Raw genomic sequence first — 23,237 nt, forward strand, 5'->3', positions numbered from 1 at the left:
TATGAAAACCATCCTCGATTTCCACGAAAAGAAAATCAAAAAACAGAAGATCTCGATGATCACTTGTTACGACTATTCTTTTGCTCGCATTGTCGCTGCCAGCAACATTGACTGCCTTCTTGTCGGCGATTCCTTGGCAATGACCATGCACGGACATAAAACCACTTTGAACGCGTCAGTGAATATGATGGCTTTGCATACCGCCGCCGTGGTTCGCGGTGCCGGAGATAAATTTGTGATCGGTGATCTGCCTTTCATGAGTTACCGCAAAGGCCTCACGGCCAATATGACTTATGTTGAAAAAATCATGAAAGCCGGAGCCCATGCCGTGAAACTAGAAGGCGCTTCGGGAAATATCGAACTTGTTCGTCACTTGGTGGATTCGGGTGTTCCGGTGATGGGTCACTTGGGTTTAACTCCCCAATCCGTGAATCAATTAGGCGGATTTAAAGTTCAAGGCCGCGATGAAAAGGCGCAGAAGAAAATCAAAGAGCAAGCTTTGCAATTGCAAGACGCCGGAGCTTTCTCTGTCGTGCTTGAATGTGTTCCCTCTAAACTTGCTCACGACATCACGGAATCTTTAGAAATCCCAACCATCGGTATTGGGGCGGGGCCTGATTGCGATGGCCAAGTTTTGGTTCTGCAAGACATGCTTGGTATGAATGAAGGCTTTAAACCTAAATTCCTCAAAACATATTTCAACGGCTTTGAAACTTTGAAAGACGTCTTCAACAAATATCACAGCGAAGTTGTCGAGAGTGAATTCCCGACTGAAAAGGAGAGCTATTCATGAAAAAAGTTTTACGCTCACCTCAAGAATTCAAAACCTGGCGCTGGGGAAAACACGGCTCCATCGGCTTTGTTCCCACCATGGGAGCTTTGCACGAAGGACACGAGTCCCTTTTAAAACGTGCTTATGACGACAATGACTTTGTCGTTCTTTCTATTTTCGTAAACCCCACGCAGTTCAATGATCCCTCGGATTTGGAAAAATATCCCAAAACCTGGGAGCAAGATCTGGCCATGGCTGAACGCAACGGTGTTGATGCGATTTTTTATCCGAAGTACACGGATATGTATCCCGATAACTATCGCTACAAAGTAATTGAAACCGAATATTCAAATCTTTTAGATGGGGCTCATCGTCCCGGACACTTTGACGGTGTTTTGTCTGTGGTGATGAAACTTTTTAATATCGTTTCGCCAACCAAGGCTTACTTCGGCGAAAAAGATTTTCAGCAAATGACGCTGATCAAAGGAATGGTGGAAAGCTTCTTTATGAATCTGGAAATCGTTCCGGTGCCAACGATGCGAGAAAAAGACGGCCTTGCCATGAGTTCTCGCAATACCAGACTCACACCCGAAGAACGTGCAAAGGCTCCTGCAATTTACAAAGCCATCACGGAAAGTAAATCTGCCGAGGAAGCCACCGAAAAACTCAACTCCCAGGGTTTTAAGGTCGACTACGTCACGGACATCGGCAATCGCCGCTTCGTTGCTGCGAAATTGGGAGAAGTGAGGTTGATAGACAATGTCGAAATCTAAAGTTCTCTTTATCATGACGGGCTCCATTGCCTGTTACAAAGCGTGCCATGTGGTTTCTCGTCTGGTTCAAAACAACTGCGAGGTGCAAGTTGTCGCAACTCCTTCTGCTTTAAAATTTATCGGCAATGCGACTTTAGAAGGACTCACGGGAAAACCTGTCGTGAGTGATATGTATGCTCCCGGCAATGTCATGGATCATATTCACTTGATGAGATGGGCTGACATGATCCTTGTGGCTCCGGCAACAGCGAGCTTTATCAATAAAGCGGCGCAAGGTGTGGGTGACGATCTCGTGCAAACTTTATTCTTGGCGCACGATTTTAAAAAACCATTCTTAGTTGCACCGGCGATGAACACAAGTATGTACAGTCATCCGGTGACACAAAAGTCGTTGCAGGCCTTGCGCGATATGGGCCTTGAAATTCTGGATTCTGCCTCTGGCATCTTAGCCTGCGGAGAAGAAGGATGGGGCCGTCTTTTAGAGCCGGATCTTATTCTCAAGTTTGCCCTGGAGGCATTGAAACGCTCTCCAAAATCAGAAGCAGCGAAAACCCCTTCAGAAAGAGCTTCAGCTTTTGCCAAAGTCAAAGTTTTGGTCACAGCTGGTGGAACGCAAGAGCCCATTGACACTGTTCGTGTGATCAGCAACTTAAGCTCGGGCCGCACAGGAATTGCTTTAGCCGAAGCGATGACTCAGATGGGTTTTGATGTGACACTTTTGCAAGCTCATGGCTCACCCAAAACTGAAAACGTATCTCGTCGCGATTATTTCACAAGTTTTGCAAGCCTCGATGAAAAGATGAAAAACTATCTTTCCAGTGAAGACTTTACCCATGTCATTCATGCCGCCGCGGTGAGCGATTATTCCGTCGACAGCATTGAAGTTGCTGGAAAAAAGTATCGTCCTTTTGAAGTCAAAAAAGTCAGCTCGGACTCTGAGGCAATGAATATACATCTTAAACGCAATCACAAGATTGTCGATCGCCTTAAAGATTATTCAAAGAACAAGGACCTTCAGGTCATTGCCTTTAAATTAACCAGCCACGCTTCCAGCGAAGAAAGAAAAGCGGCGGTGGAAAAACTCTTTAAAGGTTCTAAGGCCGATTACGTTGTTCACAACGATCTGACGGATATTGATATTGTTAACAGAACTCACAAGTTTACTTTAATCAGCCCTCAAGAAGCCGTTCCTTGCGACAACTTGGGACAACTGACAAATGAATTGATTCAGGTATTGATACCTAAGGACGCTCTATGATTTTGTGCCTTGATGTCGGCAATACACAGATTTATGCCGGTCTTTTTGACAAAGACAAAATGGTTTTGTCTTTCCGTAAGAACTCCAAAAGTGGAGCTTCTTCCGATGAAACAGGAATTTTCCTGCGCAGTGCAATTCGCGAAAATGGTTATGATCCTTCCAAGATCAAACAAATCGCGATCTGCAGTGTTGTGCCTGAAGTGATTTATTCTCTTCGCGGCGCCTGCATGAAATATTTCAATATCAACCCGTTCATCCTGCAAGCCGGAGTGAAAACCGGTTTGAAAGTAAAGTATCGCAACCCTCTGGAAGTCGGTGCCGACCGTATTGCCAACTCCATTGCCGCGACTCACCTGTATCCCGGCAAGAACTTGATTCTTGTGGATCTGGGAACAGCAACTACTTTCTGTGCAGTCACGAAAGACAAAGACTACTTGGGTGGTTCTATCGTTGCAGGTCTTCGCCTGAACATGGAAGCGTTGGAAAGCAAAACGGCGAAACTTCCCTCTGTAGAAATCATTTCCATGCACGAGGCCTTGGGACGCTCGACGATCGAGAGCATCCAATCCGGCCTCTATTATGGACACTTGGGAACAATCAAAGAACTTCGTGAACGCATCACGAAGGAATGTTTCCAAGACGAAAAACCTCTCGTGATTGGCACAGGCGGTTTTTCATCTTTATTTGAAAAAGAAAAAATATTCGATGAGATTGTGCCGGACTTGGTTCTTAAAGGCATGCTGATCGCTTTGCAATACAACACTTAAGGGTTTAAATATGAATTTATCAATGTTAAGAGCAAAAATTCACCGCGCAACTGTTACTGGCGCTGATCTTGATTACGAGGGCTCCGTCAGTATCTGCCCTGATCTTATCAAAGCTTCGGGTCTTTTGATCAATGAACGCGTGGATATCTACAATTGTAATAACGGTGCTCGTTTTTCAACTTACGTAATTAAAGGCAAAAAAGGCGAAATCTGCCTTAATGGAGCAGCCGCTCGTCACGTGCAAAGAGGGGATCTTGTGATCATCTGTTCTTACTGCGGCATGAGCCTTGAGGAAGCGCAAAAACACGAACCTCAAGTCGTTTTTGTCGACAGCAAAAACCGCGTCAAAGAAAAACGCAAAGAAAGTCGTAAGAATAACGTGAAGAAGGCCTAAGCCTTCTTCACGAATTCTGATTTTAAGTTCATCGCGCCGAAACCATCGATCTTGCAAGAGATGTCGTGTCCATCGGCGCTATCAAACACCAAACGGATATTTTTCACTTTAGTTCCCACCTTCACTGAAGAAGACGAACCTTTCACTTTCAAATCTTTGATCACAGTGACCGTATCACCGTCTTGAAGAATATTGCCGTTCGCATCTTTAATAACATTCGATGCTGGAGCTTCTTCTACAACCTCCGTGGAGACATGCACACTCCACTCATTGCCACACTCTGGGCAAATCCACAGGTTGCCATCTTGATAAATATTTTCGGAACCGCATTTTGGACATTTTGATTCATTGCTCATGCGCTTAATAAAGCACATCAAAGACAATTTGGCTATGACCGCTGAATAAAATTATTTGCAATAGCGGTATTGACTCATCAAACCGCGCGTTTTTTGAGCGCCGGCGATATCCCCACCACGGCGTTTATTCCAATCGTCACTGCGCAGAGGTCCCCAGTAAGTTCCCTCGCGGCCTTTCGACGTTGGAGTCATCAACGTGTCGCGGTTTTGAAGTTCCTTTGCAAGAAGGTCTACACCACATTGGATATTTTGATAAGGCACATGCAAGTCACGGGCTTTTGGACAAACCGGCTTCCACACTTGCAAAAGACCGATGGCCGTTCCATTCGGAGCATTTCTATTGTCGTTCGTCGGATTACAACTGGATTCAGAAGAAGCCATCGACATGATGATCCACACCCAGTAAAGTTCGCGCTGCTCTTTGGTCATCTTTGGATAATTCGGACACCACTTCGTGATATCATCAGGAACATTCAAACCGAAAGAATCCGGTTTATCTTTGATCTGTTGAAGAGTGTAAGAACCCCATGCACCCAACTGACCTTCCTTATTGATAAAGTGATCACAGCCTTTGGCAAACTTAGCACTCGCATCTCCCCCGATTTCTCTGGCAAGATTACGATCTAAATTCTTTTCGTAGATAAAACCTTCTTTTTCACGGGCAGCCCACGCAGCGTCTTCCATCTCGTAGGCCGCATCTTTCAACTTATCCCCTGTTGAGCCCATCGCGGACTTCGAACCACCGAACATCATCGGGCATAGGCCTAAGATCAACTGGAAGATATTTTGTTTTTGAGTCGCATCAGCAGCGGCCTGTTGTTGTTCAAGAGCAGCATTTTGAGCAGCCACCATTTGCGCCTGCTGCTGTTGGATCATGTATTGTTGTTGAAGTTGCATGTTCTGAAATACGGCTGCCGAGTTCGGTGCGGTCGCGGTTTGCGCTTGCACAAGAAAAGGAACCGATAGCGCTAAAACTAAGAGTGATCTTACATACATGCTGACGTTCCTTTTCCCCGGTCTCATGATTAGACTTATCGGGAAATCGGCTCATTCCATGAGCTTACAGCGTCAAAAACTCTAGATTTTCTCATTTTGAGACCGTTTGTGACTGGACGTTGGTGATGCATCGCAAAGAATTGTAGGGAAAGCGTCAGCTTTACGAAGTTTCCTTGCAAGCTTAGCGATCAGTGAACTAAGTTTTACGCGTCAACCCCGTATATGCTGCGGATAGGGCGCGGCGTTTCTACTAGACACCAAAAATGTCTAACTATGGAGGATCTCATGAACGTTTTTATGCTCTCTCTGCTTGTTCTTCTGACCGCGAATTTGGGACATGCAGCTCCCTCTTCTCAAGAAGTTCCCTACTACGGCGAAAAATTTTATCGCGATCTTGCAACAGGTGTTAGCAATAACGAGCTTAAAAACGGCATCAAATTGGTTCTAAGAAGTTATCATCTTCGTGTGGATGGCAGCTACGATCAAATCGTCAGCGGCTGTAATGGATCTGGTTGTTATGCGCAAGAATCCATCGGCTACAATGGCGCTCGCGTGTATTTGCTTGGAAAGTACTACCTTCATGATAACGGCGGCGGCAACTACTCGATCACGGACGTTTACTGCAATAATGAAAAAACAGCGAAAGACTTCCCAGGAAAAAGTGGTCCTGCACCCGGAAAAATTCCTGACAGCAACGTGATCAACGTTGAGCACACTTGGCCACAAAGTCGCTTCTCTGGAAAGTTCGATAAAGGCACACAAAAAGCCGACCTTCACCATCTCTACCCGACGGATTCAAAAATGAACTCAATCCGTGGCAACAACAACTTTGGCGAAGTCGCTAAAGACAGCAAAGTTTTGGATTGCCCGGCTTCTCGCTTCGGCACTGCTGAAGGTGGCGGTCGTGAAATTTTTGAACCACCACAAAATCACAAAGGCAACGTAGCTCGTGCCTTGTTCTATTTCTCTTTACGCTACGATCTTCCTATCAATCCAAGCGAAGAAGCTTTCTTGCGTAAATGGTCTAAAGAAGATCCTATCGATGAAGATGAAATGAATCGCAACGACGACATTTACCAAACTCAAGGCAACAGAAATCCGTTCATCGACTTTGCGAACCTTGAAGATAGCATCAACGACTTCTAGTTTCTGACGGCAATTTAATTCTAAAAAGGGTCTGTTCTTACAGGCCCTTTTTGTTTTCCCCTACTTGACGTTCTGCGACTTTTCGTGGAACTTCTCTCCATGGCGATCACCCTCTTACAACTTCAATCTGGATACAAAGCGTTTGGCTCAAGAAGTCTTTTTGAGGACGCGACCTTTGCCGTCAATGAGGGTGAACATATCGGTGTGATCGGCCCTAATGGAGCTGGGAAATCCACTTTGTTTAAAATCTTGGTGGAGCAAGAACATCTCGATCAAGGCATCGTCACAAAATCCCAGCAACTCCGCTTGGGATACTTGGAACAAGAATCCGACTGGAATGTCGACGAAAAAGTCGAAGATTACCTGGCAAAAAACTGCATTAAGCCACTTTGGGAACTGAAACAGTTTGGCTTGAAGCTGGGACTTAGCGAAGCGCATTTTCAATCACACTTAAAACAGCTCAGCGGTGGTTACCGCATGCGCGTAAAACTTTTGTATCTGATCGGTCAAGAGCCGAACTTGTTATTGCTCGATGAGCCGACGAACTTTCTGGATCTAGAAACACTCTTGGTTCTTGAAAGCTTTTTGCAAGAGTTCAAAGGCGCTTTTCTTTTGATCTCCCATGACCGTGAATTTTTACGTCGTGTGACTGATCATATTTTAGAAGTTGAATCCGGTGACATCGTGAAATTCCCGGGAAGTCTTGATGACTACTTCGAACAAAAAGCCATGCTCAATGAAATCTTGCAGAAACAAATTCTCAGCCAGCAGGCTAAGAAAAAATCCATCATGGATTTCGTCACGCGCTTTGGAGCTAAAGCCACAAAAGCTCGTCAGGCGCAAAGTCGTTTGAAAGCTTTGGAAAAAATGGAAGTGATCGAGATGAAGGCGGCGCCCACGCACTCACACATTCATATTCCTCCCGCAAGTCCTACAGGAAAAATGATTCTGGAAGTAGAACACGTTGATTGCGGTTATGGCGACAAAGTGATTCTTAAAGATGTGTCCTTACGACTGGAAAGAGGAAATCATTTAGGGATTGTGGGGCTGAACGGCGCTGGTAAATCGACGTTGCTAAAATCACTGGGCGAACAAATTCCTTTGGTTCAAGGTTCGATCAAATGGGGTCATCAGGTTAGTTATTCTTATTTTGCTCAGCATACACCGGAAGCCTTAAACCCCGAACATACAGTCATTGAAGCCATGGCTTCGGCAGCTCACAAAGAAGTGACTCAACAAGATGTCCTGAATATTGCGGGAAGCTTGTTGTTCTCTGGCGATGCGGCTTTAAAAAAAGTGAAAGTTCTTTCTGGGGGCGAAAAATCCCGCGTGGCTTTGGGGCAAATTCTTTTGCAGAAATCCCCGCTTTTACTGCTGGATGAACCGACGAATCACTTGGATTTCGACACTGTCGAGGCTTTGACGACAGCTTTGGAAAAGTACGAAGGCACCATCATCACCGTCAGCCATGATCGCGGATTTATCGGTCGTGTTGCCAATAAAATTTTAGAAGTAAACCACGGTAAGCTCACACTTTATCCGGGCACTTATGACGAATACGTGTGGAGTTTGCAAAAAGGATTTTTGGCAGAGAGAACTTTTGAAAGTTCCGAGTCTTCCGTCCGCAGTCTTGCGAAATCGGACGAACCGACAAAGTTTAACTACAAAGAAGAGCGCAAGAGACTTGAAGGTCTTGTTAAAAAATCCCAGAAGCTTGTTGAGGACTGCGACAAGAAGATTGCCGAACTTGGCAAGATGAGGGATTCTTTAAATGAAAAACTAATGAGTGCCGCGGGAGAAAAAGCCGGGAGTCTTGCCAAAGAACTTCATGAGCTCAGCGGAAAAATCGAAGAGCTGGAAAACACTATGCTACAAGCCATGGAAGACCAGCACGGTTTTGAAAACGAACTTAGACAACTTGTGGGGTCGTAAATGACAAGAATTCTTTTGATCTTCTTAGTACTCAACCTGACTGCATGTGCGAGTTATTTTAAGAAAAAAGAATGTGAATCGACGAACTGGTTTGAGCATGGAAAAAAAGTCGCTCTTCGTGGTGAATGGTTGAATTCCGACAAGTTGGTCAATGAATGCCGCAAGGTCGAAGCTGAAATTCAAGAATCGCAATTGGATCAAGGTTTCAAAAACGGAATGCAGAAGTATTGCAGTGCCCCTCACGCATACCAAGTGGGTAAAAGTGGTGATTTCTTTTCACGCGATGTCTGCGAAGGACCTCAGATCAATGTTCTTATGGCAGAGCACAGTAAGGGTGTGAAAGACTATTGTGCGAAATCCAATGGCCAGAACGCGGGAGCTTCTGGAAAGAAATATCAAAACATCTGCCCTAAAGATCTTGAGCCTGGTTTCCTAGTCGAATACCGCAAAGGTCGCAAAAAATGGGTTCAAGCCATGATCGACACTCGTCAAACAGACGTTCGAGAAATTGATTCAAAACTTTTTTCGAAAAGATCTGACTTGAGCTTCCGTCAAGGTCGCTTGAGAGGTCTTGAAAGTGAAGTGTCCTCTTTGGAAACACAGAGAAACTTCACACCGCTCGATAATCACAATCAACGCAGCTATCTCGATAACCGTATCTCGTCATTGTCTTCAGACGTTACGTCTTTACGATCAGAAGTGTCGAGCTATGAAAGCGAAATCCGCTCTTTGGAATCACAACGTCGCACAAAGCTTGACGAGATTGCTGAATTTAAAGCGGAATTACCAAGTCTCGATTAGTTAGACCAAGTCACATTGTGGTTGAAAGGCTCAGCATAGGTTGGATGAGCCTTTTGCCAATCAACGCGCTTATCACACGTCGGTACATAAAGACTGATTTTTTGAAACTGAGTCAGAGAACTATTATTAAAATACTTCGTAATTTTAATATAGTAAGTAGAACCACGCTCTAAGGCGAATAAGAAAGTATCTTGATCGTGATTGATGGTGTGGGTGTCATTGTAAACGTCTTTGGTCGTTCCTACTTCCACAGTGTAGCCAAAAGCCAAACGATCACCGCGCCAATTCAATCGTGCTAAAAGATCCTGGGAACATACCGCCGGAAGAGGTTTGCTTGGTTGAACGTTTCCACCGCCACCACCAGCCGTATTGTTGTTGCCGTCTTTATTTTTTTCCGGAGCCTCACAGGCCATAATGGAAAAGCTCAAAACGATTGCAGCAAGCAGTCTTAGTGATTTCATATCAACCCCTTCTTTTGAGTTTTTATGGTACTCAAAGAGAGGCATGGCTCCAAGAAGTTTTTAGTTTGGTACTCGGAACCACTCAATCGCGTCCACATAAGCCTTCGGCTGATAAGCTTTGGCTTGCTCGCTCCAGTGAACTTCGCGCCAACCGAGGCTCTTGAATGACGGACTTTCCACATCCCGCTTTTGGATAAATTCAAAGACGTTGGAAACCTGCTCAAGCTCTGTCTTTTTCATCAAGAGAGACGGAAGATGAAACTGAACAAATGCGATTCCCTTATTCTGGGCACCAAAACCCTCAGCCCCTTCGGTAAGGAAGCGTGAATAATGGATTTCTCTTTGAGCTTCGCAGTGATCCACCACCAAAAGTTTTTCCGTCATGTCGGCATAGTCCATCACATAACTAAAGTTGTACCCGCCACACTTCTCAACAACGGTGCGATTGGCCTTGATCTGACCAAAGGATTTCAACGGAATCGGATATCTTGAAGGCAACATCCAAAGGTTCTCTTTATCTTGAAGAGCCATTTGCAATTTCGGCTGCGCCTTTGCAATCTTCATAAATTGTTCAAAGACTTTAGAGCCTTCGGACAATGAATCCCGACTGACATACAAAACGTCAAATGAGGCTTCGGCAAAAGCATCTTGAAATCCATTGGAGCGCAATTCATTCGTGAAGTTTGAAACAAAAAGTCGATGAATGTCTGAATCCTTCATCACTTGAGAAGTCGCAACAAATGAATTTACGTTCTTAATTGCATCGGCAGCTCTTAACAGGGCCGTTTCTTGCACACCCGGAATACCCGCAGACAGTGTCAGCGGCAAAGCTGGAGAATGCTCCGAACGAAGAAGCTGTGGCAAATTTTGTGTAAAGAAAAAGCGTTCTCTGACAGAAAGTCCTTTGTAGGATTTAATCCAGCTTGTGACCAAAAGAGGTCTTAAACTCATTTCAACAACTTGCTGTTCAATCAAAGACCCTGCTTCTTGCTTGTTCTGGCAAACTGCAAAGTGCTCAGACTGTTTCCACGGAGAATCGCAATACGCTGAAACCGACTTGATCACATATGGCCATTTAACTTTGCGCAGAGCCGTTTTAATTTTAGTATTAGGATCACCGATATCGAGATCTCCCCCGTGCAAATATAAAAGGAAATCCGTGACCACTTCTTCCATCAGAACTTGCTGAGAAAAAAGAGCTTCATTGCGTTCGCGATACCAAATTTTGAGAAGACCTTTTTCAAGATGTCCAGGAGCTTCTAAAAGCTTTTCGCCGATATAGATATGATGACCTTGAATGCGGAACAAGTAAGGACGATCCTGCATGATCGTCACTTGCACCTTGCGATAGAAAGGCTCCATGCTTTCCAGGAGCCTTTCTGTTTGCTGAACACGGTAACTTAAATCGCGGGCATTTTCGCTAAAGAAAACACTATAAGGTGTCACCTTATTCAAAGCACAACGATAGACTGTGTCCGCCCCTTGCTCAGTCAGTCTGTCAATTCTTTCGACAACCTTGGAATCGATACAAAGCGGCCTCTTCGTCATCTGAAGAACCATCAGGCTAAGTAGGCCAAAACACACAAAACTCAAGGAGGTCAACCAACGAGCAATCATAGTAAAGGCTAGGATTGCAAAAGATAGACCTCGCTAATTCCGACGTTCTCCAGGAAAACCTCGTCATGGGAAACGACCAACAAAGCGCCTTGATATTCACACAAAGCCTCTTCCAAAACTTCGAGGCTCGCTAAATCCAAGTTGTTTGTGGGCTCATCCAGAATCAGAAATTGCGGAGCGGGATTGGCGAGAAGAATTTTTGCCAAAGAGGCTTTCAATTTTTCCCCTCCACTGAGGGACTCCACTTTCTGATGCACTTTTTCCCCGAGAAATTGAAATCGCGCGAGATGATTGCGGGTTTCCACCAGATCATAGCGTGAATGCTCCATCACATTATCCAGGATAGATGCTTCACTTTTTAAGAGTGAATAACTTTGATCCAATAAAGACGTCGTGATGTTCTCCGGAACTTTTTCCAAGATTATTTTTATCAGTGTGCTTTTGCCAACTCCGTTGGGACCTGCCAGTGCCCAGCGTTTAGGCCCTTTCATAATCATGGAAACAGGTTCTGACCATAAGTCTTTTTCTTGAGAAGGAAAGCGTACATTGACGTTCTCCAATTCAAAAATAAGTTTTCCCTCTGGCACTGACGTTTCCGGCAAATCCAATCCCAGCGTGGTTTCGCGCTTTGTTTTAGAAAAGAGTTCCTGAAATTCGGCTTGGGCTTTTTCCACACGTTTTTCCTCATGAGCGTGAATTCTTCCGTGGGTTTCTTCCGCACGGCGCTTCAATCCGCCGACAATAATACGCGGCAACCCACCCTTATCCGCTTTCCTTTGCCCTTCCCGCATTCGTTTTTCTTGAGATTGCAGCTTTTCTTTATGTTCTCGCTCCATTTTCTTTTTCTCTCGTCGGGCGCGATCTAGTTTTTCTTCCTGGAGATGGCGTTCGGCCTCTTTCTGCTCCTTGTAGAAGTCAAAACTGCCGCCATAGACTGAAAGTCCCTGATTGGAGAGTTCCAGAATCGTATCAACATAATTGAGAAGCTCACGATCGTGGCTGATCACCAAAAGGGCTCCCGCATAGGATTTGACAAAGTCCGTGATAAATCGCCGCGCGTCTTTATCCAAATTATTTGTCGGCTCGTCGAGGATCAAAAGTCCTCCAGCACGCGCAAGAGATTCCGCAATACGCACACGGGTCCACTCACCACCACTTAAATGCAGCAAAGAATTTTCCAGCGCGATATTTTGCAAGAGGGGTCCCCAAATTTCTGCGCTGGCATGAGGGCTTTCCCAGAGCTGTATCAAATACTCACCGACAGTTTGATCAAACCGTTCACTCCATTGCGACAGATACACAACGGGATGGGAAAGATTAATTTCTCCGGAAGAAGGCATAAGAGTGCCTGCCAACAACTTGGCTAAAGTACTTTTGCCCACTCCATTAGGCCCAACAAGTCCGTAACGAGAGGAGTTTAAAGTAAACGAGATATTCGAAAAGAGTTTGTCGCCTTGAGGTAACTCAAAGCCCAGTGACCTTACGGCCACGCTTATTAAATTATTTTGCATATAGAAATCCGTCCAGCGACCCAAGAATGGATCTAATGATGTTGATTTAAAAAGGATTTACGACGGATTTATTTTCTCATAGACGTCAGGTTCAACACCCGACAGAAATAAGGCTAACACAAGGCCGCTCGCTTTTCAAGAGCAGCCTCTAATTTTGGGATTAAGGTATTACCAGCACGGAGGAACGACTTGAATTCCTTTTAAAGCGGCTTTGATGGACTCCGCATATTTGCTGTCCTTAGCAATGAGAACCATGTCGCTGTTCTTATCCTTCGCTTCAGGAAGTTTGCCTTCGCACAAGTCTTTATTTTTCTTTTCATCATGAGTGACCTTGGAAACTTCACCAGGAATTGCTAAGAAGCCTTCCAGTTTCAAACTGTCTTTAGTTCTAATCACCACCATGTAAGTCATATGGAAAGTTGCACCAACAACACGATTGCCTAAAGCAACACCCGTAAGAGGAACGAGACGAAGCTCTTCCTTAGTTTCTTTGTCCGTGTATTTTCCGATGGCGATTTCTTTAAGCTGGTAGACAGTTTCTGAAAGGAATGCAGATTCAGCACCTTCTTCTTTTAAAGTGTATTTCAAAAGATGGCGCGCCTCAGCTTCAGGGACTTGTTCAACTGTGCGCTGAACAGAAATCTCACAGTTGGCTTGAGTGCCTAACTGTAAGAGATGACAAGTGGCTTTGCTTTTATTCAATTCTTTAGCTTGGACAAACAAAGACTCTAAAGCTTCACCTTTCACAACACCCGTGTCCCCCAGGCCTTCATCGGCTTTAATTTCGAGTTCAAAAATTCTAACGTCAAAACCTGACTCTGACATTTTTTTAACAAGGTCTTCGTGACTAAGATTCGCTCCCACTTGAGAAATGTAATTCTTCACGTTGCGAATATTCGCATAATCGCCTTGATTTAGCGGAGTGGTTTTCGGAGCGACAGCCACAGAAGATCTTGGATTCGGATTTGGATTTTTTGCCGGAGTTGCTCCGGAAGTGCGTGGGTTTGTATTTTCAACTTTAGCCGGTTCTTCCTTAGGAACTTCTTTAGGAGCAGCACAGTTTGTTTTTGGAGAAACCTCTTTCACCAAAACGCAAAGCTGTTCGCCGGAGAGATTCTTAAGAGTGTAAAGTCCCGTTAAAAGTTCGTTGAGAAGCAAATCTGCCTTTTCCTTGTCATTGGCGTCTTTCATGGATCGCGAATCAATCCAAACTTCATATTGAGTTTGGCGCGCTAAAGCCTGTGCACTTGATTGAGCGTAAGTCATGGACAATGATTTTGATTCTTCTTGCTTAAGATCCATCGGGCCAATGACCCATCTTTTTAGTTTAAACAATGTCGCCCACGATGTCGGGCCTTCCTCGCTCATTTTATCAAAAAGAGGTTTTAGGTGCTGCTCATAAGACGCCAAACTCGTCGGATCTACGAGCTGACCTTCTTGTTCTTTCGTCAATTTTGTACGACCGGCGATAGACTCTGTTTTAGCTCCGCCCTTGCCTGCAGCGGCAACACGTGGAGTGACCTGGTGACTACCCTCTTGACAGGCTGACAAAATAAGGGACGTCGCGACCAAGACGGAAGGGATCAAATGAGAATATCTGCGCTTAGAGTCCATAATACACCTCTAAGGTCCTTTATTATCAAAACTAATGCCCTGTCTCGTTCTGAGACCCCCTCGAAAAACCCCTCACTGAAAGTGTATTGCAAAAGAACCCGCAATTTTGACTGTGATGATTGATCATCCCGTTGAATTATGGGAACTTCATAGAGTTTTGAGAAATTCGCTCTGGATCGTCGTATCCCTTTTTATTCACTTTGCTTTAGGCAGCGTTCTTTGGTTTTCCAACCACGAGACTCCACCATCTTTGTCCGAAGAAGTCGTGGATCTCACTCTCTCTGCACCTGCGGTTGAAAACAAAAATCCAGCCCCGGTAAAACCAAAAGCTCTGGCACCCGCAGCCGTCGCTGCAACGGTTAAAGATTCTTTAGAGGACTCAAAACCAACAACTGAAACCAATTCAGACAGCAGTTCTACAGAGACTACGGAAGACACCGGCGGCAGTACTCCCGTTGGTTGGGGTGAAGTCACACGCTTTCCGAAAGTTTCCAAGGAAGTAAAAGCCTCTTATCCCGTCGAAGCAAAAAAAGCGGGAGTAGATGGACCCGTCGTCTTGGATGTGTTGATTGATCGCACTGGCAAAGTGCGCGAAGTGAAGATCGTCAGTGGACCTGGCTTTGGTTTGAACGAGTCGGCCATTGAAGCATTAAAAAAATTTGAATTTCAGCCCGCGCAAAAAGGGGCTGAGTCCGTCGCAGTGAAAATTCGTTATACTTATAGATTTAAGCTCGGCGTGAATTAGTGAAGAAGGGCAACATTGTGAAACATTTTTATTTTGTACTGTCATTGTTGGCAAGCGCTCCTGCTTGGGCACAAGAAACTCCACCGTCTTTTGAAACTGTTGTTGAAGACGTGGTCTTTAATACTTCGAGCCGCGTTGTGATTGACGAAAAAACCATTAAGGAATCTCGCGCGCCCAACATCACGAGTCTTCTGGCGAGCCAAGCCAATGTCACCGTGACAAACACTCCATTTCAGCCCAACTCCATTTACATTCGTGGCGGCGACTCCAGTCATCTATTGATTCTCATCGATGGCGTTCCTTTTTATGACGCTTCAACGATTCAAAGAACCTTCAATTTGAATTCACTGGATGTAAAATCCGTTCGCCGCATTGAAATCATCAAAGGAAGCCAGACGGTGCTTTACGGAGGCCAAGCTCTGAGTGGCGTCATCAAAATTGAAACCATTCCTCAGGACCTCCAAAACAAGACCGGCCTTCAAGGTGAAATCGGCACTCAGAATGCCCGCGATATTTCAGCGACACACACGGAAATGCTCACTGATAACAGCGCTATGATCGTGCGTGGTCACGGATCATGGAAAGACGCGGAATCTCCAGTTTTGAATTCTTCACAAACATACTCACGCAACAACTGGAACGCCGAAGGCGCTTACGCTTGGAAAGGCGCCGTAGAAGGGCACGTTAAAGCCAACTACATTCAAGAGCTGAACTTCTCTGCCACTTCAGGTATGAGCTATCAAATTGTCGACACCAGCGATTTTGAACAATACGCTCGTCAATTGGGTCTTTCTTCTAACTTGAAGTTTAACGAATACGCTTGGAGTCCTCGTCTGACTTTGAGTGCACAAAACAGCCTGAGAACTTTCAATCAACCTGTCACTGCGGAAAATCCCTTCCTCACGGATCAAGATTATGGCGCCAATCTCCGCACGGTTCGTTTGGATTTAACACCTTATAAAAATGACCGCTTCACATTGACGACAGGTCTTAGCTACATATTTGAAGATTTCGTCTATCGCGATACCGGAGCAGAGAAATCCAATTCCTTCTCTGAACAACGCGGAGTTTTTGCCAAGGCTGATTATAAAGTCGTGGACAACGTTGAGATCTCTGCTGGTGGACGTGTTGAAAACTGGGCCGATCAAGATCCTGTGAGCACTTATCAGGTAGGTTTGACGCTTTTTGAAAAAACGAAGTTGGAAGTTTCAACGGGATATAAAATTCCGTCGCTTTTTCAGTTGTATTCCACTTACGGAAATCCTGATTTGAAAGAGGAAAGAGCGACTCAGTATAGTTTGTCTCAAGAAATTCAACTGAGCGAGAGACAGCAGTTGTCGATCACTCTTTTTGCTTCTCAATTTTCAAACTTGATCGTGACACAAGGATCATTCCCTTCATTGAAGTATACGAATGTTAATAAGTCTGAAACTCGCGGAGCTGAAGTGGTTTACACTCTTCGCCCGACAGAAACTTCCTCTTTGCTGATGACGTACGGCTACCAAGAGCCTCGCGATGTCGACAATGCTCGCTGGTTGATCCGTCGTCCCCTCGTCAACGGCAGCATCAAGTACATTCAAACTTGGGGCCCACAAACGGGAAGTCTTGAAGTCGTCGGCGCAGGAGAAAGGCTGGATCGCAATAGCAATACGACATTGACGACTCTCCCTGGTTACGCAATCGCCAATGCTTCCTATTCTTATGAAATAGGAAATGGCTTAACAGCCTACACACGCCTTAACAACTTGTTGGATTACCGCTATCAAGAAACTTACTCTTTCTACACAGAAGGATTCTCGGGCGTTATCGGCGGCGAGTACTGGTTTTAATAAGAACTTCACGCAAAGCCTCTCGAGAGAGGGGCTTTTGCAAATAGCCGTCAAATCCCGCAGCCAGACACTTTTCTTCATCACCCTTCATCGCGTGCGCTGTGAGCGCCACCACGTGACCTTTGTAACTCTTTTTTCTTAATTCACTGAGGGCTTGAAAGCCATCCATCTGAGGCATCTGGATATCCATTAAGATCAATGTGTAGGTCTTCGCTGATGCTTTATCCACTGCCTCCAAGCCGTTTTGAGCCATCTCAATAACTTCTTCGCTCACGCCCAGCTTTCGTAAATATCGACGAAATAAATCGCGATTGTCGGCGGCATCATCGACGATCAGTACTCCCGAAATATTTTTAAAGTCATCGACGACTTCTGCGGTTGTTTGTGTCCGCGGTTCTTCTGAACGGGACGCTTCTTCAAATGCAATAGTGATTAAGAATGTACTTCCTTTTCCGGATACACTTTTATCTAAAATGACATCTCCTCCTAAAAGGCGGGCTAGCTTTCTAGACAGAAAAAGTCCCAAGCCTGTTCCGCCAAAACGCCGCGTGGTCGAACTGTCTGCTTGGGCAAAAGGTTGGAACAGATTACTTTTCTGCTCGGGCGAAATACCAATGCCTGTATCCACCACCCGAAATTCCAGATTTTTCTTACGACTGACAATTAGCTCTACATTTCCCTCATCTGTGAATTTAATAGCATTACCAATGACATTGATCAGAATTTGGCGCAGTCTGGTCGGGTCAGAGACAATAAACTCCGGCAAATTCTGATAACTCACTCTGAGTTCAATGCCCTTCTCTTCGGCGCGGCCTTTTAAGAGAAGAACGACGTCTTCAAGAAGGTTGGGCAAAGAAAAAGCGATATGTTCGATTTGAATTCGCTCTGATTCCACTTTTGAAATATCTAGAATCTCATCGACGATTCTTAGAAGCTGCTGGCCATTGCGAAGAATGGTTTCAATAGTCTCTTTATGATCGGACGTCAAAGAGGCGTCTTCTTTCAACATCTCTGTAAATCCCAACATCGCACCTAAAGGCGTGCGGATTTCATGGCTGACGTTGGCGAGAAATGCGCTTTTTGCCCGATTGGCCTCTTGCGCTTTATAAAAAAGACGGGAATTTTCAAGAGCGACAGCAAGTCGGCTGGAAACTTCTTCAGCCAAGGAAAGATCCATTTCGGTAAAATTATTGTTTTTTAAAAGAAACGTGACTGAACCCAACGGCTTTTGATCGCGAATTTTAATGGGCGTCACAATCATAGAGGAAATTGGAATCGGTTTCTCTTCGAGAGAGGCTTCCGTACTGAATGCCAAACTTAAAAGTTCTTTCACATCAAAGTCTTTATGTATTTCTGATTTACCTGAGCGTAACACTGCCGTGGGCCCCACAGGAGAATCCCAGCGCAAGGGATGACGCGATCTCCACGCCCGAATGTAGTCTTCTTCGGAGCTTTCGCGCGCAGTGACTTCTGTTTGCCCAAAGTCGTAACCTTCCTCGTCCAAAAGGTCCACGACGCAGACATCGGCCATAAAATTAATTACGGATCGACTGAAATTCTTTAGAATCTTCTCTTGATCAAAAGACTCCGAGAGCACCGAACTGACGTCAGACAAAAAACTCATTTGTTGAGCCCGCAACTCAGCTTCTTCCCGAGCCACTTGCTCTTGAAGCAGCGCCATCTTTTGTTTTTCGGCCTCTTTTTTTTCGGTGATGTCTTCAGAAACGCCTAAAAGATACTCGGGTTGTCCTTCCTTATTGCAGATGGGAATTTTTTTTGTATGTAAATAGCGGATGCCCTTGGCAGTTTGAATCGGCTCTTCGGGAATATCCACGATACGTGTGTCATTTAAGACATCACGATCCTTGGTAGTAAAAAAATCGGCTTGCTCCTTAGGAAAAAAATCATAGTCATTCTTGCCGATCATTTCCGAACGAGGAACTCCGATGAGGTCCTCTCCGGCCTTATTAAAACGAACGAAACGAAGATCCTTGGCGTCTTTTACAAAAATCATGTTCGGAATATTCTCGAAAATCGCTTCCAAGAATGCTTCCGACTGACGTAACTGTTGTGTCCTCTGCTGAACTCTATCTTCCAAACGTAAATTTACTTGCTCAAGTTCACGCTCTATCATTTTTCGACGGGAAATATCGAGAATCAAGGCAATGACGGTTCCATCCGTGAACATCGTTAAGGCAACGACTGCCGGAACCCTATGTCCATCTTTATGAAGATATTCCTTTTCAAAACTGGCTACAGAACCTTTTGCGATAAGAACATCAACATACTTTTTACTTCGCTCTAAATCCTCGGGCGCTGTGAGTTTAACCCAGCTCAACTCTCCTCGTTGCAGCTCTGTCCGAGTGTATCCAAGCATTTTCAAAAAGTAGTCATTGGCATCTAGAATTGAGCCGTCAAAAGTGCTGGCTACGATACCAATCATTCCGGAGTCAAAGATCGTTTTATATCTTTGTTCTTGCTGATATTTTGCTTCACGGGAAGGTTCCATTTACACTCCTTCCAGTCTTCAAATTACGCTCGCAGGGGTCTCCTTTCAATGGATTCCTAGACAGACTGAAGCCCAACATTTGACCGAGTTTCCGTCATAAGTATGTCTTATGACAGTAGTTCACTTTAAATATGAATTTGTTCAGAAACCGCTGCGAGAAAGCAGTTAGCTAACTTGGTTTCGCTACTTTTCCTAAAGGTTTTAGTTTTCCGACTTTTCCAACCTTCGATGGCAAAACATGCTGAATTTTTTCTGCCATCCATGGATCTATCGCGAGAAGTTTGTCTAAATTAAGTCCCGTCTTCACACCCATACCGTGGAACATGTAAACGACATCTTCAGTTGCCACATTTCCCGTAGCTCCGGGAGCATAAGGACATCCACCCAATCCACCCAAGCTTGTATCAAAGACCGTCACACCTAACTTGTAAGCCGCAAGAATATTTGCCAGAGCTTGTCCGCGAGTATCGTGAAAGTGTCCTGCCAATTTTTTTACCGGAACAACTTTCTTAAGTTTTTTAAACAGAGATTCTACTTGGCCCACATCCGCCACACCGATGGTATCACCGATAGAGATTTCATACACTCCAAGCTTATGCATTCTTTGGGCGAGTTTGATCACACGAGCTTCAGGAACTTTTCCTTCAAAAGGGCAGCCGAAGCAGGTTGAAAGATAACCGCGCACTTTGATTTTATGTTTTTTCGCCAAAGCCATCACGGGCTCAAAACGTTTAAAACTTTCATCAATCGTGCAGTTGATATTTTTTAAAGAGAAAGATTCCGAACAAGCGGCGAAAATCGCGATTTCTTTAACACCGCTCTTAATGGCATCTTGCATTCCGCGTTCATTAGGAACTAGGACAGAGAATTCCGTTTTTTTAGGAATCTGTCCGGCTTTCACTAGCGCCAAAGTTTTTTCCATCACTTCAGCAGTCCCTGCCATTTGCGGAACCCACTGAGGCGAAACAAAAGCGCCAATTTCTACGCGTTTTGTGCCAGCGTCGATCAGTCGTCTTGCAAACTCCACACGAGTGTCGGCATCCAAAACGGTTTTCTCGTTTTGCAGACCATCTCTTAATCCCATTTCCACAATGACTACTGACTTTTTCATAACTTTACTTATCGGTATTTGGCTTAATTCTCACAAGACTTTTTCCAAGAGCCACTTGCTCCCCGACCGTGCAATTCACACTGTCGATTGTGCCCGCGATCTCGGCCTTTAAAGTATACTCCATTTTCATAGCTTCCATCACAAGAACGGCCTGGCCCGCTTGTACAGAAGCACCTGGAGTCAGAAGAATTTTTGTTACTTTTCCTGGCATTGGCGCCATCACTTGATCGGAAGAACCACCGGCTCCGCCCTTTTTACGAGACTTTCGTCCAGAGGCCGTGTCCATAGTGAAAACACGCCCATTGTGATGAACCCACAAAGTTCCTTTGATGAGTTGCGCTTGAGCTTTGTGGTCAACACCGTCAATTCGTACTGTCACTTCCATCTTAGATACCTCTCCAGTAAGAAGCCCATGGGGATGTAGAAGTGGCACTCACTTCTGCGGCACCACCGCGAAGTTGCAACAAGGCGCCTTCTGCTACTTTTTTATCGATTTCTGAAAGAGCAGGTTCTTTGATCGGCTCACTGAAATACGTTTCAATAAATCGTGTCGTCATTGTGCCCATAACAAATTCTTTGTGGGAAAGAATCTCAATCAAGTACGGAATGTTTGTATGCACACCGAAGACAACGGAATCTTTCAACACCCGGATCATCTTTTGAATCGCGCGAGGGCGGGACTCATCCCACACAATCACTTTGGCGATCATCGGATCGTAATAAGGAGTGATCGTGTCACCCGCTTCAAAACCATATTCATAACGGCGACGAGGACCTTCGGGCCATTGCACGTCACCAAGAAGTCCCGTTGAAGGAACTCCGCCTAAGAATGGATTTTCCGCATAGATACGGCATTCAATTGAATGTCCTTTAGGCACACGCACATTTTTTGGATCGTGAACAAACTCTCCTTGTGCCGTGAGGATTTGCATTTTTACCAAATCCACGCCTAAAACTTCTTCTGTCACCGGATGCTCAACTTGCAAACGAGTGTTCACTTCCAGAAGATAAAACTCCCCGTCTTGCAAAAGGAACTCGACAGTTCCTGCTCCTTTGTATTTGCCCATGGTCGCAATGGCGCAGGCCGCCTCACCCATGCGACGACGAAGGTCGTCCGTCAAAGAGGGAGACGTCGCTTCTTCAATAATTTTTTGATGGCGACGTTGCACAGAACATTCGCGATCAAAAAAGTGCACTACATTCCCAGCGCTGTCGCCGAAAACTTGGAATTCAATGTGTTTTGCGCGATCCAAATATTTTTCTAGGAAAACTTTCGGAGATCCAAAAGCCGATTGTGCTTCACGCTGAGCGGATTCAATCAATTCACCCGCTTCCGCAGATGACTTAATCAACTTCATTCCGCGACCACCACCACCGGCGGCGGCTTTCACGATCACAGGATAACCGATTTTTTCAGCTTGGGTGATCAAGTGAGCCACTTCTTGGTTTTCCCCTTGATAACCTGGTACCAAAGGAAGACCCGCTTTTTTTGCCAAGTCCTTGCAGTGAACCTTGTCCCCCAAGGAACGAATGGATTCCGCCGAAGGACCAATAAATGTTAATCCTGCCTTAACAACCGCTTCAGCAAAATCCGCATTTTCAGATAAGAAACCAAAGCCAGGATGAATCGCTTCCGCTCCCCCCGCCAAGGCACCATTGATGTTGGCTTGAATGTTCAAATAACTTTCCGCCGTCGGCGCAGGTCCGATGCAGATGGTCTTCGTCGCCATTCTGTAGGCGCGCGTGCTGATGTCGGCTTCAGAGTGCAAAAGAACTGTTTCAATACCCAATTCTTCACAGGCTTTAATGATACGAACAGCCACTTCACCACGATTGGCAATGGCGATACAAGAGAACTTACCCATTATAGAGGTCTCCAACTAGGTTCACGTTTTTCTAAGAAAGATTTCAGACCCTCTTGTCCTTCATCGCTGGCGCGACGCTCGGCAATCAAAGTCGTTGTGTTGTCACGTTGCTGACCCCAAGTCATAAACGGCAAATCATTCAAAAGTTTTTTTGTTTCACGAACAGCTTCAGGTCCGCACTGCAAATAGTTATGCAAAACTTTTTGCACAGCTGTGTGACCTTCACCCGCCGGAACGACTTCAGTCACAAGGCCTGCTTGTTGCGCCACGTGAGGATTGAAAACAACTCCCGAAAGCATCAATGGACGAATTTTTCCCGGAACCGCTTTACGATTTACAAAACTGCTGATCACGGCCGGAGCAATTCCCAATTTCACTTCACTAAAACAAAACTGCGTGCCTTCTTCCGCAATGACTTCGTCACAAACAGCAAGAAGTCCCAAAGCTCCGCCGAAAGCCGCACCATGAACTTGGCCAATGATCGGCAGCATGCAGTTCGCGATAGATTCAAACATGTAAAACAATTTCAACGAGTCTTCACGGTTTTGAGAGAAAGAGAAATTCACCATCTCTTTCATCCAGTTCAAATCCGCTCCCGCACAGAAAGATTTTCCCTCACCCTGTAAAACCACGGCACGAAGATCGCGACGTGTTTGCAAATCTTGGAAAGTTTTCGTGAGTTCCGCAATCATCTCAGGATTGAAGGCGTTTCTCATTTCAGGCCTATTGAGTTTTACATAGGCCACTTGATTCATCTCTGTCACAACAACAAAAGACATA

Annotated in this window: 21 protein-coding genes and 1 riboswitch; of the genes, 10 read left to right on the top strand and 11 right to left on the bottom strand. The window is 45.2% G+C overall.

Going from position 1 to position 23,237, the window contains the following annotated elements:
* Position 1 precedes the first annotated feature (1 nt).
* The 5 genes from panB to panD are packed head-to-tail and all read left to right on the top strand — an operon-like array spanning position 2 to position 3,964.
* Positions 2-793: a 3-methyl-2-oxobutanoate hydroxymethyltransferase gene (gene panB / locus ACL934_RS18065; RefSeq protein ID WP_413612706.1), complete on the top strand. Its 792-nt coding sequence runs from the start codon at positions 2-4 to the stop codon at positions 791-793.
* Entirely contained in the window at positions 790-1,545 is a 756-nt protein-coding gene (gene panC, locus ACL934_RS18070) for a pantoate--beta-alanine ligase (RefSeq protein WP_413612707.1), read from the top strand. The genes panB and panC overlap by 4 nt, the downstream gene beginning before the upstream one ends.
* Entirely contained in the window at positions 1,532-2,803 is a 1,272-nt protein-coding gene (gene coaBC / locus ACL934_RS18075) for a bifunctional phosphopantothenoylcysteine decarboxylase/phosphopantothenate--cysteine ligase CoaBC (RefSeq protein ID WP_413612708.1), read from the top strand. The genes panC and coaBC overlap by 14 nt, the downstream gene beginning before the upstream one ends.
* Positions 2,800-3,570: a type III pantothenate kinase gene (locus ACL934_RS18080; protein WP_413612709.1), complete on the top strand. Its 771-nt coding sequence runs from the start codon at positions 2,800-2,802 to the stop codon at positions 3,568-3,570. Before coaBC ends, ACL934_RS18080 begins: the two co-directional genes overlap by 4 nt.
* A gap of 10 nt (positions 3,571-3,580) precedes the next feature.
* Entirely contained in the window at positions 3,581-3,964 is a 384-nt protein-coding gene (gene panD, locus ACL934_RS18085; protein WP_413612710.1) for an aspartate 1-decarboxylase, read from the top strand.
* On the opposite strand, the gene ACL934_RS18090 is transcribed toward panD, so the two are convergent.
* Together ACL934_RS18090 and ACL934_RS18095 are read right to left on the bottom strand one after the other, a co-directional pair.
* Positions 3,961-4,320 carry a zinc ribbon domain-containing protein YjdM gene (locus tag ACL934_RS18090; RefSeq protein WP_413612711.1) on the bottom strand — a complete coding sequence of 120 codons (360 nt, stop codon included), beginning with the start codon at positions 4,318-4,320 and terminating at the stop codon, positions 3,961-3,963. The two genes, panD and ACL934_RS18090, sit on opposite strands and share 4 nt — an antisense overlap.
* A gap of 51 nt (positions 4,321-4,371) precedes the next feature.
* Positions 4,372-5,316, bottom strand: coding sequence for a hypothetical protein (locus tag ACL934_RS18095; protein ID WP_374075919.1), 945 nt, complete (start codon positions 5,314-5,316; stop codon positions 4,372-4,374).
* Between the two features lie 196 nt (positions 5,317-5,512).
* Positions 5,513-5,610, top strand: a riboswitch (purine riboswitch).
* Here ACL934_RS18095 and ACL934_RS18100 point away from each other — a divergent pair.
* The 3 genes from ACL934_RS18100 (at position 5,602) to ACL934_RS18110 (ending at position 9,195) form a co-directional block, all read left to right on the top strand.
* Complete coding sequence (locus tag ACL934_RS18100) at positions 5,602-6,462, top strand: endonuclease I family protein (RefSeq protein ID WP_374075920.1); 861 nt, start codon at positions 5,602-5,604, stop codon at positions 6,460-6,462. It overlaps the preceding riboswitch by 9 nt.
* 99 nt (positions 6,463-6,561) lie before the next feature.
* Positions 6,562-8,394: an ATP-binding cassette domain-containing protein gene (locus ACL934_RS18105; RefSeq protein WP_374075921.1), complete on the top strand. Its 1,833-nt coding sequence runs from the start codon at positions 6,562-6,564 to the stop codon at positions 8,392-8,394.
* On the top strand, positions 8,395-9,195 hold the full coding sequence (locus ACL934_RS18110; protein ID WP_374075922.1) for a DUF2799 domain-containing protein: 801 nt from the start codon (positions 8,395-8,397) through the stop codon (positions 9,193-9,195).
* Here ACL934_RS18110 and ACL934_RS18115 read toward each other — a convergent pair.
* From ACL934_RS18115 to ACL934_RS18130, 4 genes are all read right to left on the bottom strand, one after another.
* Entirely contained in the window at positions 9,192-9,656 is a 465-nt protein-coding gene (locus tag ACL934_RS18115; RefSeq protein WP_374075923.1) for a hypothetical protein, read from the bottom strand. The two genes, ACL934_RS18110 and ACL934_RS18115, sit on opposite strands and share 4 nt — an antisense overlap.
* A 60-nt stretch (positions 9,657-9,716) precedes the next feature.
* A complete protein-coding gene (locus tag ACL934_RS18120; RefSeq protein ID WP_374075924.1) occupies positions 9,717-11,204 on the bottom strand; it encodes a hypothetical protein in 1,488 nt (495 codons plus the stop codon).
* A 77-nt stretch (positions 11,205-11,281) separates the two neighbouring features.
* The gene (locus ACL934_RS18125) at positions 11,282-12,784 is read right to left on the bottom strand and encodes an ABC-F family ATP-binding cassette domain-containing protein (protein WP_374075925.1); all 1,503 of its coding nucleotides are present in this window, start codon (positions 12,782-12,784) and stop codon (positions 11,282-11,284) included.
* A 168-nt stretch (positions 12,785-12,952) separates the two neighbouring features.
* Entirely contained in the window at positions 12,953-14,398 is a 1,446-nt protein-coding gene (locus ACL934_RS18130; RefSeq protein ID WP_374075926.1) for a hypothetical protein, read from the bottom strand.
* A 157-nt stretch (positions 14,399-14,555) separates the two neighbouring features.
* Here ACL934_RS18130 and ACL934_RS18135 point away from each other — a divergent pair, with 157 nt between their 5' ends.
* Complete coding sequence (locus ACL934_RS18135; protein ID WP_374075927.1) at positions 14,556-15,143, top strand: energy transducer TonB; 588 nt, start codon at positions 14,556-14,558, stop codon at positions 15,141-15,143.
* A 17-nt stretch (positions 15,144-15,160) separates the two neighbouring features.
* On the top strand, positions 15,161-16,972 hold the full coding sequence (locus ACL934_RS18140; RefSeq protein ID WP_374075928.1) for a TonB-dependent receptor plug domain-containing protein: 1,812 nt from the start codon (positions 15,161-15,163) through the stop codon (positions 16,970-16,972).
* On the opposite strand, the gene ACL934_RS18145 is transcribed toward ACL934_RS18140, so the two are convergent.
* From ACL934_RS18145 to ACL934_RS18165, 5 genes are all read right to left on the bottom strand, one after another.
* Positions 16,947-19,481, bottom strand: coding sequence for a PAS domain S-box protein (locus ACL934_RS18145; RefSeq protein ID WP_374075929.1), 2,535 nt, complete (start codon positions 19,479-19,481; stop codon positions 16,947-16,949). The two genes, ACL934_RS18140 and ACL934_RS18145, sit on opposite strands and share 26 nt — an antisense overlap.
* 169 nt (positions 19,482-19,650) lie before the next feature.
* Positions 19,651-20,592 carry a hydroxymethylglutaryl-CoA lyase gene (locus ACL934_RS18150; protein WP_374075930.1) on the bottom strand — a complete coding sequence of 314 codons (942 nt, stop codon included), beginning with the start codon at positions 20,590-20,592 and terminating at the stop codon, positions 19,651-19,653.
* A gap of 4 nt (positions 20,593-20,596) precedes the next feature.
* Complete coding sequence (locus ACL934_RS18155) at positions 20,597-20,977, bottom strand: acetyl-CoA carboxylase biotin carboxyl carrier protein subunit (protein ID WP_374075931.1); 381 nt, start codon at positions 20,975-20,977, stop codon at positions 20,597-20,599.
* A gap of 1 nt (position 20,978) precedes the next feature.
* Positions 20,979-22,457, bottom strand: coding sequence for an acetyl/propionyl/methylcrotonyl-CoA carboxylase subunit alpha (locus ACL934_RS18160; RefSeq protein ID WP_374075932.1), 1,479 nt, complete (start codon positions 22,455-22,457; stop codon positions 20,979-20,981).
* Complete coding sequence (locus ACL934_RS18165) at positions 22,457-23,236, bottom strand: enoyl-CoA hydratase-related protein (protein ID WP_374075933.1); 780 nt, start codon at positions 23,234-23,236, stop codon at positions 22,457-22,459. The genes ACL934_RS18160 and ACL934_RS18165 overlap by 1 nt, the downstream gene beginning before the upstream one ends.
* Position 23,237: the final 1 nt, after the last annotated feature.

It is taken from the genome of Bdellovibrio sp. HCB-110 (genome assembly GCF_047323225.1).
Lineage (GTDB): Bacteria > Bdellovibrionota > Bdellovibrionia > Bdellovibrionales > Bdellovibrionaceae > Bdellovibrio.